13 protein-coding genes are annotated in these 13,032 nt (G+C 44.1%); all 13 read left to right on the top strand.

Going from position 1 to position 13,032, the window contains the following annotated elements:
- Positions 1-39 precede the first annotated feature (39 nt).
- The 13 genes from proS (at position 40) to ftsH (ending at position 13,032) form a co-directional block, all read left to right on the top strand.
- Entirely contained in the window at positions 40-1,482 is a 1,443-nt protein-coding gene (gene proS, locus KFE17_10555) for a proline--tRNA ligase (GenBank protein ID QUO31315.1), read from the top strand.
- Between the two features lie 20 nt (positions 1,483-1,502).
- Positions 1,503-2,825 (top strand): CCA tRNA nucleotidyltransferase, encoded by a 1,323-nt coding sequence (locus KFE17_10550; GenBank protein QUO31314.1) that lies wholly within the window; start codon positions 1,503-1,505, stop codon positions 2,823-2,825.
- Between the two features lie 93 nt (positions 2,826-2,918).
- Entirely contained in the window at positions 2,919-3,908 is a 990-nt protein-coding gene (locus KFE17_10545) for a CotS family spore coat protein (protein ID QUO31313.1), read from the top strand.
- A 96-nt stretch (positions 3,909-4,004) separates the two neighbouring features.
- Complete coding sequence (locus KFE17_10540) at positions 4,005-5,738, top strand: phospho-sugar mutase (GenBank protein QUO31312.1); 1,734 nt, start codon at positions 4,005-4,007, stop codon at positions 5,736-5,738.
- Between the two features lie 162 nt (positions 5,739-5,900).
- Positions 5,901-6,173 carry an HU family DNA-binding protein gene (locus KFE17_10535; protein QUO31311.1) on the top strand — a complete coding sequence of 91 codons (273 nt, stop codon included), beginning with the start codon at positions 5,901-5,903 and terminating at the stop codon, positions 6,171-6,173.
- Positions 6,174-6,245: 72 nt separating this feature from the next.
- Positions 6,246-6,485 (top strand): RNA-binding S4 domain-containing protein, encoded by a 240-nt coding sequence (locus tag KFE17_10530; GenBank protein QUO31310.1) that lies wholly within the window; start codon positions 6,246-6,248, stop codon positions 6,483-6,485.
- A gap of 80 nt (positions 6,486-6,565) precedes the next feature.
- Positions 6,566-6,850: a sporulation protein YabP gene (gene yabP, locus KFE17_10525; protein QUO31309.1), complete on the top strand. Its 285-nt coding sequence runs from the start codon at positions 6,566-6,568 to the stop codon at positions 6,848-6,850.
- Positions 6,851-6,853: 3 nt separating this feature from the next.
- On the top strand, positions 6,854-7,210 hold the full coding sequence (locus KFE17_10520; protein QUO31308.1) for a spore cortex biosynthesis protein YabQ: 357 nt from the start codon (positions 6,854-6,856) through the stop codon (positions 7,208-7,210).
- 49 nt (positions 7,211-7,259) lie between these two features.
- Positions 7,260-7,586, top strand: coding sequence for a septum formation initiator family protein (locus tag KFE17_10515; GenBank protein QUO31307.1), 327 nt, complete (start codon positions 7,260-7,262; stop codon positions 7,584-7,586).
- 88 nt (positions 7,587-7,674) lie between these two features.
- The gene (locus KFE17_10510; GenBank protein ID QUO31306.1) at positions 7,675-9,081 is read left to right on the top strand and encodes a SpoIIE family protein phosphatase; all 1,407 of its coding nucleotides are present in this window, start codon (positions 7,675-7,677) and stop codon (positions 9,079-9,081) included.
- Between the two features lie 156 nt (positions 9,082-9,237).
- On the top strand, positions 9,238-10,665 hold the full coding sequence (gene tilS, locus KFE17_10505; GenBank protein ID QUO31305.1) for a tRNA lysidine(34) synthetase TilS: 1,428 nt from the start codon (positions 9,238-9,240) through the stop codon (positions 10,663-10,665).
- Complete coding sequence (gene hpt / locus KFE17_10500; protein ID QUO31304.1) at positions 10,649-11,176, top strand: hypoxanthine phosphoribosyltransferase; 528 nt, start codon at positions 10,649-10,651, stop codon at positions 11,174-11,176. The genes tilS and hpt overlap by 17 nt, the downstream gene beginning before the upstream one ends.
- A 14-nt stretch (positions 11,177-11,190) precedes the next feature.
- The gene (gene ftsH, locus KFE17_10495) at positions 11,191-13,032 is read left to right on the top strand and encodes an ATP-dependent zinc metalloprotease FtsH (protein QUO31303.1); all 1,842 of its coding nucleotides are present in this window, start codon (positions 11,191-11,193) and stop codon (positions 13,030-13,032) included.

The following is a 13,032-nucleotide window of genomic DNA, read 5'->3' as shown; positions in this document are numbered from 1 at the left end:
ATCTTATTAAGAAATAGAAGTGAAAAGGAGAATGAGACAATGGCAAAGGAAAAGAAATTTGTTGAATCGATCACATCAAGAGATGTGGATTTTGCTCAGTGGTATACAGATGTTGTCCGCGAAGCAAAGCTTTGTAATTATTCAAGTGTAAAGGGGTGCCTGATCTATGAGCCAAACGGCTATGCAATCTGGGAGAATATCCAGAAAGATCTGGATGCCCGTTTTAAAGCAACAGGTGTGGAGAATGTTTACATGCCGCTTCTGATTCCGGAGAGCCTTCTTCAGAAAGAAAAAGATCATATTGAAGGATTTGCACCGGAAGTTGCATGGGTAACACATGGAGGAATGGAGCCGCTTCAGGAAAGAATGTGTATCCGTCCGACATCTGAGACATTATTCTGCGATTACTGGAGCAGAACCGTACAGTCTTACCGTGATCTTCCGAAGGTTTGGAATCAGTGGTGTTCTGTTCTTCGCTGGGAGAAGACAACAAGACCGTTCTTACGTTCCAGAGAGTTTTTATGGCAGGAAGGACATACGATCCACGCGACTTATGAAGAAGCAGAACAGAGAACGCTGACAATGCTTCAGGTATACAGAGATTTTGTAGAGCAGGATTTAGCAATTCCGCTTCTTGTCGGAAGAAAGACAGACAGTGAGAAATTTGCCGGAGCAGAAGATACTTATACGATCGAGGCAATGATGCATGACGGTAAGGCGCTTCAGTCAGGTACAAGCCATTTCTTCGGAAGCGGCTTTGCAGATGCATTTGAGATTCAGTATCTTGATAAAGATAATCAGTTAAAGAGTGTTTACGAGACATCCTGGGGTGTATCTACACGTATCATCGGTGCAATTATTATGGTGCACGGAGATGACAGCGGCCTTGTGCTTCCGCCAAGAATCGCTCCGACTCAGGTGCGCGTAATTCCGATCGCACAGCACAAAGAAGGTGTACTTGATAAAGCCAACGAGCTGCTTCAGGCGCTGAAAGCTTCCGGATATCGTGCAGAGATTGATGATTCTGAGAAGAGCCCGGGATGGAAGTTCAGTGAGCAGGAAATGCTTGGTATTCCGGCTCGTATTGAGATTGGACCGAAAGACATTGAGAATAATCAGGCAGTTGTTGTACGCCGTGACACAAGAGAGAAAATTGTTGTTTCTCTTGATGAACTCACAGTGAAACTCGGTGAGATTCTTGAGACAATGCAGAAAGATATGTATGACAGAGCGAAAGCATATCGTGATGAGCGTGTTTATACAGCTGCAAATATGGATGAGATGAAAGAAATTGCTGCAAATAAACCAGGATTTATTAAGGCAATGTGGTGCGGCTGTGAAGAATGTGAAAAACAGATTAAAGAACTGACCGGCGGAGTGACATCAAGATGTATTCCGGAAGAGCAGGAACAGATTTCTGACGTCTGCGTATGCTGTGGAAAACCGGCAAGAAGTATGGTTTACTGGGGCAAGGCATATTAGAAACGAGGGGGAAGTCGTTCATGAGAATGAATTTACCGCCGAACGTTAATCGAATTATTCATACACTTCAAGAGAATGGATTTGAGGCGTACGCAGTCGGGGGCTGCGTACGCGATTCTATTTTGGGAAGAGTTCCGGGAGACTGGGATATTACCACGTCTGCCTCTCCCCAGGAGATTAAAAGTCTGTTTTCACATACGGTAGATACGGGGATTGAGCATGGCACTGTTACCGTCCTGATGGACAGAGAAGGGTTTGAGGTGACAACCTACCGGGTAGACGGCGATTATGAAGACTGCCGCCACCCGAAGAGTGTGCAGTTTACAAGAAATCTGAGGGAAGATCTGCTGCGTCGGGATTTTACGATTAATGCAATGGCGTACAATGATGAAGATGGGCTGGTAGACATTTTTGGCGGAATGGAAGATCTTGAGAAGGGAATGATCCGCTGTGTCGGCTGTGCCAGAGAGCGGTTCGGAGAAGACGCACTGCGTATTATGCGGGCGGTGCGTTTTGCGGCGCAGCTTGGATTTGAAATCGAGAAAGAGACAAAAGAAGCAATCAGAGCACTTGCAGGCAATCTGCGTCAGATTAGTGCGGAGAGAATCCAGACAGAATTAGTGAAGCTAATGACATCGCCGCATCCGGAATTGATCCGGGAGGCATATGAGCTTGGGATTACGGCAGTGATCCTTCCGGAATTTGATCGTCTGATGGATACCACGCAGGAAACACCGCATCATTTTTGTAATGTGGGAGAGCATACAATCCATGTAATCTGTGCTGTGAGAAATGACAGGATACTCCGTCTGGCAGCGCTGTTTCACGATTTTGGAAAACCGGATATGAAAAGTATTGATGCAGAAGGTGTGGCGCATTTTACAGGACATGGGAAACGTAGCGAGGAAATGACGAGGGTTATTTTGAAACGGCTGAAATTCGACAACTATACGCTGCGAAATGTATGCAAGCTTGTTTTATATCACGATTATCATTATAAGACGAAGGCGACTCCGGAAAATGTGCGCAGGAGTATGGCAATCATCGGAGAAGAACTTTTTCCTTATTACATCGAACTGCGAAGAGCAGATATGATGGGGCAAAGTGAATACCGAAGGGCAGAGAAGATGGAAAATCTTGCTCTGGTAGAACAGTATTATCATGAGACGTTGGAGAAGGGAGACTGTGTGTCGCTGAAAACGCTTGCAGTGACTGGGAAAGATTTAATAGAAGCCGGAATCCAACAGGGAAAAGCCGTTGGAGAGACGTTAGAGAAGCTTCTTGATGCAGTCCTTTCGGATCCGGGGAAAAACACAAAGGACGAACTGCTGAAACTGATCTAAGAGGCAGGCGCGGACTGTTCTTGTGGTTGAGTCATACTTATCGGGACGAATTCATACATTAGAGGGAACGAAGTAAGAATTCTGGAGGTAAGTATGAAAGAGTATGAATTAGAAGTTTTGGAACAATATGATATAGAAGTGAAGAATATAAAGCGGGGGCGGAACAGCTTTCTGCTCGATACAGACCGTGGGCTCTGCATAGTGCAGAACACGGGAATGTCTGAGAGGCGGGCGGAGAGTATGGACCGCCTCTGTCTGCATTTGCGGGCGGGTGGATGCCGATTAGTGGATAATCCGATCGCCAATAAAGAAGGAGCATTTGTTTCGAAGCTGGAAGACGGAACGGTTTATCTTGTAAAGAAATGGTTTGCAGGCAGGGAATGCAATGTACAGAAAGAGTATGAGATTACAGAGGCAGTAAAAAATCTGGCATTTTTGCATAATGTGCTTGCAGAACCGACAGACAATCTTCAGGGCGACGTACCGGTTGGTACGAAACCGGAGGAGGAACTTCAAAGATACAACCAGAAACTTCGCAAGATCAGAGGTTTTATACGGAAACGCCCGGCAAAGAATGAATTTGAGTTATTGTTTTTGAGCTGCTTTGAAGAAATGTATGCATTTGCGAAAGAAGTCACAGGGAAGGCAGAGGAGTGCCGGAAGCTTTATGAGGAAAGTAAAAGGAAGCGGACGCTTGTGCACGGAGACTATAATTATCATAACCTGATTATGACTTCAGAGGGGATCGCTACTGTGAATTTTGATGATTTTAGAATTGATATTCAGGCGGGAGATCTTTACTATTTCATGCGTAAGATTATGGAAAAGAATCATTGGGACAGACATCTGGGAGAGCAGATCATCCGCTCTTATACGAGGATCCATCCGCTTTCCGGGGAAGAAATGGAATACCTGGCGCTGCGTCTTGCGTATCCGGAGAAATTTTTTAAAGCAGCCAATACATATTATCAGTCAAATAAAGCAAGGATTCCACAGAAAAGTGTCGAGAAACTGGTACTTTCTGTCCAGGAAACAAAGGAGAAAAAGCAGTTTTTAGGGGACATATTTTCTTTTCATTTATAGGTAAGTGGTGTATAATAAAACTATCTTTAGACATTTACCTAACGGTAAGAGAAAGCGAGAATTCGCATAAGAAAGGAATCCAGGAGGTTGATTACAATGGACTATCAGAAAAAATATCAGGAATGGCTTGAGAATCCATATTTTGATGCAGAGACAAAAGCGGAATTACAGGCGATTTCCGAAGATGATAAAGAGATTAAGGAGCGCTTCTATAAGGAGCTGGAATTCGGAACGGCAGGACTTCGGGGAATTATAGGGGCAGGAACAAACCGGATGAATATCTATACGGTCCGCAAGGCAACACAGGGATTGGCGAACTATATTATCAAGAAGGGCGCACAGGAACAGGGAGTAGCGATTGCTTACGATTCACGTCGGATGTCTCCTGAATTTGCAGATGAGGCAGCTCTCTGTCTTGCGGCAAATGGAATCAGAGCATATGTATTTGAATCACTTCGTCCGACACCGGAGTTATCTTATGCAGTGCGCAAACTTGGATGTATTGCCGGAATTAATATTACAGCGAGCCATAACCCGCCGGAATACAATGGATATAAAGTATACTGGGAAGATGGAGCACAGATTACACCGCCGCATGATAAAGGAATCATGGATGAGGTGAATGCAATCGAGCGCCATGATGAATGTAAGACAGTAAGCCTTGGAGAAGCAAAGGAAAAGAATCTGTATATTGTGATCGGCTCTGAAATTGACGATGCATATATCGCCGAGCTGAAGAAGCAGGTACTTCATCAGGATGCCATTGACAAGATGAAGAGCGAACTGAAGATTGTTTACAGTCCGCTTCACGGAACCGGTAATATTCCGGCAAGACGTGTTTTGAAAGAACTTGGTTTTGAGCATGTTTATGTAGTAAAAGAACAGGAACTTCCGGACGGTAATTTCCCGACAGTCTCTTATCCGAATCCAGAGGCAAAAGAAGCATTTGAACTCGGACTAAAACTTGCAAAAGAAGTAGATGCAGACCTTGTACTTGCAACAGATCCGGATGCAGATCGTCTTGGCGTTTATGTAAAAGATACAGTATCAGGAGAGTATAAAGTACTTACCGGTAATATGTCCGGTTGTCTGCTGGCAGATTATGAGATCACACAGAGAAAAGCATTAAAAGGACTTCCGGAAGACGGATATCTGATTAAGACAATTGTTACATCGAATATGGCTGATGCCATTGCAAAAGAAAATGGCATCGGATTGATTGAAGTTCTGACAGGATTCAAATATATCGGACAGCAGATTCTTGGCTTTGAGACAAGCGGAAAAGGCGAGTATGTATTTGGATTTGAAGAGAGCTATGGATGTCTGATCGGAACACATGCAAGAGATAAAGATGCGATTGTTGCAACAATGGCTCTCTGCGAGGCGGCTGCTTACTATAAGACACAGGGCAAGACGCTATGGGATGCTATGATCGATGCCTATGAGAAGTACGGATATTACAAAGACGATATCCAGTCTATCACTTTAAAAGGAATTGAAGGACTTGCCAAGATTCAGGAGATTCTTGAAACACTTAGAAAAGAACCGCCAAAAGCATTTGGTGCATATAAAGTAGAAAAAGTGAGAGACTATCAGGCAGATACAATTACGGATCTTGCAACAGGTAAGACAGCGCCGACGGGACTGCCGAACTCAAATGTGCTTTATTATGAGTTAAATGATGCGGCATGGGTATGTGTAAGACCATCCGGAACAGAGCCAAAAGTAAAATTCTACTATGGTGTGAAAGGCTCTTCTCTGGCAGATGCAGACAGCAAATCCGAAGAGTTAGGAAAGACGATTCTCGAAATGATTCAGGAAATGCTGTAAATCATCGAAAAAAGCCGGAAAATGTGCAGATACAGGCGAATTTTCTTGACAAAGTGAAAAACGCGTGGTTATACTGAGAGAGATATTAACACGCTGGTACTTCAGCCAATCGGGGCTGTTTATCATATCCAGAGTTCTATAACAAGAGGAGGAAGAATTTTCATGAATAAAACAGAACTTATTGCAGCAATCGCTGAGAATGCAGAATTATCAAAAAAAGATTCTGAAAAAGCTTTAAAAGCATTTGTAGATGTAATCGCAGAAGAATTAAAAAAAGGTGAAAAAGTACAGCTTGTAGGTTTTGGTACATTTGAAGTCAGCGAGAGAGCTGCAAGAGAAGGAAGAAATCCGCAGACAGGAAGCACAATGGTAATTCCGGCTTCTAAGTCACCGAAGTTTAAACCAGGTAAAGCATTCAAGGATGCAATCCAGTAAGATTCGAGAATAGATTGAATACAAATGGCATTATAAGGCAGCTTATAATGCCATTTTTTAGGAGAAAGAAAGATGAGATTAGACAAATTTTTAAAAGTATCCAGACTGATCAAGCGCCGGACAGTGGCAAATGAAGCGTGTGATGCCGGAAGAGTGCTTGTGAATGGAACGGTAGCGAAGGCTTCTGTAAAAGTGAAACCGGGCGATGTGATTGAGATCCAGTTTGGAACAAAGACGGTAAAGGCAGAGGTGCTGCAGATTCAGGAAACAACGAAGAAAGATGAGGCGAAAGACCTCTTCCGCTATCTGTAGAGAGTTTCTGGCATAAATGCGGACGACCTTTCATACAATTAGGAAAGAAGAACATGTTGTGTGGAGGGAGTGTATAATTTATGGAAGAAAGACAGATTCAGAAAGCACACAAACTAGTTGTCAATAATAGAAAAACAAGTACAGTAACAGGGGTGTTGGATGTGCTTTCCTTTGACTTGAATGAGATCCTTCTTGAAACAGAGCAGGGGATGCTGATGGTAAAAGGAAGTGATCTGCATGTGAACCGCCTGAGCCTGGAAAAAGGAGAAGTTGATCTGTCCGGGACGATTGACAGTATCGCGTATTCAGAAATTCATGCAGTGGGCAAGCAGGGTGAGAATTTGTTTGCCAAGCTGTTCCGATAGCCTATGATCTTAGGAATTGAACGAGAGGCAGCGATTTTTGCAGATGCGCTTCTTACCGGTTTTTTTATTTGGGGCGTTTATACATCTCTTCGCATTTTCCGAAGAATTGTGAAGCACAAAATGGCAGTTGTTGCGGCAGAAGATCTTATATATTGGTTTTGGACAGCATTATTTTTATTTCGGGAAATGTATCTTACCTGTGACGGCAGTATTCGGTGGTATTTTGTGCTTGGCGTATGTCTTGGAGGAGCAGCCGGGTATGGAATACTGACATGGATCGGGAAAATATGTCGGATTCTGAAGGGTTGTTTTTCCGGAAAAAGGGGAAAACCACTTGAACATTCCCGGAAAAGACGTTAATATAAACATGATAACGGATAACCTGATAGAGAAAGTAAGGGAGAATGCAATGGCAGGCATTAAGCAGAAGAGCCGCGCGAGAAAGCAGAGAAAGCGTATTTTGCATCATAAACAGAGTATATTGATGATTAGTGGAGTCATGCTCTTTCTCGTAGTTGTGGTAGTAGTTGGAAATATGTCCTTGAAAGCGAAGAACGCCGCATATCAGGAGCAGCAGGAAGAGCTGCAGAGTCAGATTGATGAAGCGAAAGAACGTGCGGATGAGATTGACGATCTGGAAGAATATGTAGGATCCGATTCATATACGGAAGAAGTTGCCCGTGAGAAATTGGGACTTGTGTATCCGGATGAGATTATATTAGAGCCAGAGAACTAAAATAAATATGATTAATAAATTTTACGAAAGATAACTTCCGGAGACAGAGGTCTCCGGAAGTTTCTTTTGTTTATGAGGAGGACTGAATATGAGAGACACGAAAGAGCAGATGACGGTGATGGAAAACCCATATGTAGAGCAGATTGAGAAATTTGCCGCATCACTTCAGAAGCTGTCCGGCATATTTCTGAGTCTGGAAGGGACGAAAGAAACATTTGCACCGGAAGAAGTGGAACAGATGCTCGACCAGGTACATAGAAAGGTGTGCGCATCCTGTGCAGAGTACGAGATTTGTATGAAAGAACGGCAGACAGAGATGCGGCAGTTTATTTACGATCTTCTTCTGACAATTGAGAATTACGGTGCAGATTTGAATATTGAAATGAAGCGGAAACTTGAGAAGCGGTGCTGTGCTTCAGAGCAGCTGCTGGAAGAATTGCTGGAAGCCTTTGGAAGTGCAAAACAGGAGCTACTTTGGAATAATCGGATTGTGCAGAACCGGCAGGGCTGTGCAAAGCAAATGAATTTGTTTACAGAAGTGGTAAGACAGGCGGCGAAGGAGATTGGAGCCAGTATCTTTCGGGATGAGCATCTTGAGAAAAAACTGCGGAATCGTTTCCGGAAAAGCGGTATACGTCTTCTTCAAAGCCTGTTTTTTGTAACGGAAAACGGGCGATACGAAATCCATGTTACGATCAAGGCGATGAAGCATCAGTGTATTACAACAAAAGAGGTAGCAAGGATTGTGTCTTCCTGTACAGGAAAACATCTGATTCTTCAGGCAGATGAACGTCCGATCCTGCCGGAAGAATATTGCACGGTTGTATGTATGGAAAGCGCTTCTTTTTATTCGCTGCGGGGTGTTGCCAAGATCGGAAAGGGATGCGATAAGATTTCCGGAGATAATTTTCTTATGATGGAACTGCCGGGAGGAAAGGAAGGAGCGGCAATCTCAGACGGAATGGGATCGGGAGAGAAGGCATTTCGGGAGAGCGCCCGTGTGGTAGAACTTCTGGAGGAACTTCTGGAAGCCGGATATCCGCATAAAATGGCGCTTCAGCTCATGAATACAGCGTTTGTAGCGGGGCGGGAGGAAATCTGTTTTTCTACAATTGATATGAGCATCTTTGATATGTATTCCGGTGTGTGTGAATTTGTAAAAGTCGGAGCTTCTACGACATTTGTAAAATGCGGAAGAGAAGTGGAACGGATTACCTCAACAAGTCTTCCGCTTGGTGTTGTGCAGAATCTGGAATTTGATACGGTAACAAGGCAGCTTGAGAGCGGGGATGTAGTAGTAATGGTAACAGACGGAGTTATGGATGCGCTTCCGGTAGGTGAGCAGGAACTTGTGCTGGAAACGATTATCAAAGGAACAGAGATTCAGAACCCAACGGAGATGGCAGAACATATTCTTGAACAGGTGTTGAATTTTACCGGAGAGAAACCGCTTGACGACATGACGGTACTCGTAATCGGAATCTGGAATGCTTAGAATTTGAAATGTGAGAATTCGGAATAGGAGAATGTGTAAGAAAATGTGCCAGAAAGCGGGAAGCTTGACTTTGAGCGGAAAATTCATTATATTTGTACTGGAATCTAATAATGATAATAGAGCAGGAATTACTGCATAGATGACAGGACCAAAGTTATGATAGAAAAAATCAGAGCATATGTGAAGAAATATCATATGCTGGAACAATCAGATATTGTAATTGCAGGCATATCAGGGGGAGCAGACTCGGTATGCCTTCTTTTCGTATTAATGGATCTGCAAAAAGAGATTGGGTTTCAAATCCGCACAGTGCATGTGCATCATGGGCTGCGTGGGGAAGCGGCAGATGCGGACGCAGCTTTTGTGAAGAAACTGACAGAACAATACAAAATCCCCTGTACAATTTATTACTATGATGTGGAATTAGAAGCGAAAAAACGGAAACAATCTACAGAAGAGGCTGGGAGAGAAGTACGCCGGGAAGCGTTTCAAAAAGAACGGGATCTATATGGCGGAACGAAAATTGCGCTGGCTCACCACAGTGATGACAATGCAGAAACATTTCTCATGAATCTTATCAGAGGGAGCCGGCTGCAGGGACTTGGCGGAATGCGTCCGGTGTCCGACAGCATGATCCGGCCGCTTTTGTGTGTCGGAAGAAAAGAAATTGAAATGTACCTGGAAGAGAGACAGATATCCTACTGTACAGATGCAACTAATTTTGAAAATATTTACACAAGAAATAAACTTCGCAATTGTGTGATACCGTATTTGGAAGAGGAAATAAATCCGGCAGCAGTAGCGCATATAAATCAGACAATGGAACAGCTTCGGCAAATCAGTGATTATATGAATACTCAGGTGGAGAAAGCCTTTGATGACTATGTGAAAATAGAGGGAGAGGAAGTAATGATCCGCATAGCGGCAAAGTCAGCGCTCGCGGAAGTCATTTTTCATATGCTCTGCCACCGTGTCATTGCGGAAGCGGCGGGGAGTGAGAAAAATATCGGTCAAAAGCATGTAGAGCTGTTGAGTTCTATGTGGGATCAGCAAAAGGGAAGTAAACTGTCTTTGCCGTATCGGCTGACAGCCGTGCATGAAGAAGCGTGCATTTGCATTAAGAAAATGGAAGAAAAGAATCAGCGGGAACGAAAAGGAGAAACAGACAGCAAAGAGGCTTCGTATCCGATTGTTCCGGGAATGCAGCTAAGAGTAGAAAATAGCGTTATTACTGCAAAATTAATAGAAAAATCTTCCTCAGATGCTATAAATGTGCCAGATAATATATATACGAAATGGTTTGATTATGATATAATAAAAGATACTGTAATAGTCAGAAAACGGCGTCCCGGAGATTATATTATGATTGATAAGTCCGGGAAAAAGCAGAAATTGAAATCTTATTTTATTAATGAAAAGATTCCAAAAGAAGAGAGAGACCGGATCTGGCTTGTTGCACAGGGAAGTCATGTGCTGTGGATAGCAGGGCATCGCAGGGGATGCGCGGCATATGTCTTAGAAGAAACAGAAAGAATTTTAGAAATCACGATACATGGAGGAGAAAAAGATGTCAGAAACAATTAGAGAACTTATTTCAGAAGCTGCACTTGATGCGAGAATCAGAGAGCTGGGCAAACAGATTAGTGAAGATTATGCAGGAAAGCAGGTACATCTGATCTGTGTTTTAAAAGGCGGAGTATTTTTTATGTGTGAACTTGCTAAGAGAATCACTGTTCCGGTTTCAATGGATTTTATGAGTGTGGGAAGCTACGGAGATGGAACAACATCAAGCGGTGTCGTAAAGATTGCAAAAGATCTTGACGAAAGTCTGGAGGGAAAGGATGTTCTTGTTGTGGAAGACATTATTGACTCCGGAAGAACATTATCTTATCTGCTTGAGATCCTTGCTAAGAGAGGACCAAAGAGCATGAAACTCTGCACATTGCTTGACAAACCGGATCGCCGTGTCAGAGAAGTGAAGGTAGACTATACAGGATTTGTGATTCCGGATGAGTTTATCGTAGGATATGGTCTGGATTATGCACAGAAGTACAGAAATCTGCCGTATATCGGTATTGTTGAAGGAATTGAATAGGAAGGAGCAGCAAATTGGACAGTAATAAGAACAGAGGATTTGGGGGTGCGACCTTTATTTTGTTCCTGGTGACGCTGTTTGCAGTGTTCTGGTTTACAAATCAGGCGCAGAACCGGGATCGGGAATTTACTTATCGTGAATATCAGGAGGCGCTTGAAAGTGGATCTATTCAGCGCGCAGTAATTAATCAGGACCGTTCTATCCCAACGGGACAGATCGTCTTTACGTTGGATGACGGAGAGACAAAGACATTGAACGTGTCTAATGTCAACGAAGTGCAGGAGCAGCTGGAAGAAGAAAAGATTGATTTTATCGTCACGAGTGTTCCGGAAGAAAGCTGGATTACGACAGTACTTCTTCCGATGGGAATCTCCATCGTAGCAGTGCTTGTTGTATTTCTGCTGATGAATCGGCAGGCAGGAGGCGGTGCGAACGCGAAGGCAATGAATTTCGGGAAGAGCCGCGCCAAGATGAGCACAGATAAAGATAAGAAAGTTAATTTTGATAAAGTTGCAGGGTTGAAAGAAGAGAAAGAAGAGCTGGAGGAGATTGTTGATTTCCTGAAGGATCCAACAAAGTACACACAGCTCGGAGCAAGAATTCCGAAAGGAGTACTTCTTGTAGGACCTCCGGGAACCGGTAAGACATTGCTTGCGAAAGCAGTTGCCGGAGAAGCGGGTGTTCCGTTCTTTAGTATTTCAGGATCTGACTTTGTAGAGATGTTTGTCGGTGTTGGAGCTTCCCGTGTCCGGGATTTGTTTGAAGATGCGAAGAAAAATGCTCCATGTATCGTGTTCATTGATGAGATTGACGCAGTTGCAAGACGGCGCGGCACCGGAATGGGCGGCGGCCATGACGAACGGGAACAGACATTGAACCAGATGCTTGTTGAGATGGACGGTTTCGGAGTCAATGAAGGCATTATCGTAATGGCGGCAACGAACCGTGTCGATATCCTCGATCCGGCGATTCTTCGTCCGGGAAGATTTGACAGAAAAGTTGTTGTAGGACGTCCGGATGTACTGGGACGTGAGGAGATTCTGAAAGTGCATGCGAAGGGGAAACCGCTTGGAGATGATGTGGATCTGAAGCAGATCGCACAGACAACAGCAGGATTTACCGGTGCAGATCTTGAGAACCTTCTCAATGAAGCGGCAATCTATGCGGCGAAGGACAGCCGTCCGTATATTACACAGGCAGACATTCGCCATTCTTTCGTGAAAGTAGGAATCGGAGCAGAGAAGAAGAGCCGTGTGATTTCTGACAAAGAAAAGAGAATTACAGCTTACCATGAGGCAGGCCACGCGATTCTGTTCCATGTGCTTCCGGATGTGGGACCGGTTTACAGTGTTTCCATTATTCCGACCGGAGCAGGGGCAGCGGGATATACGATGCCGCTTCCGGAGCAGGATGAAATGTTTCTGACGAAAGGCAAAATGCTGCAGGATATTACAGTATCATTAGGCGGCCGTATTGCCGAGGAGAAGATTTTCGGCGATATTACAACGGGAGCTTCACAGGACATTAAACAGGCAACAGCGACAGCGAGAGCAATGGTAACGAAATACGGTATGTCCGAGCGACTTGGAACGATCAACTACGATGATGACAGTGACGAGGTATTTATCGGTCGGGATCTGGCACATGCGGCACGCAGTTATGGAGAGCGGATCGCAGGGGAAATCGATGCGGAAGTGAAAAATATCATTGACGGATGCTACCGTCATGCAGAACAGCTTCTGGACGAGTATATGCCGGTACTTCACTCTTGTGCAGCGCTTTTGATGGAGAAAGAAAAGATTACGAGAGAAGAATTTGAGGCATTATTTGAAACTCCGGACAGAGCAGAGGGATAG

This window comes from Faecalicatena sp. Marseille-Q4148, assembly GCA_018228665.1.
GTDB lineage: Bacteria > Bacillota > Clostridia > Lachnospirales > Lachnospiraceae > UBA9414.
This window is presented reverse-complemented; position numbering and strand designations above follow the sequence as displayed.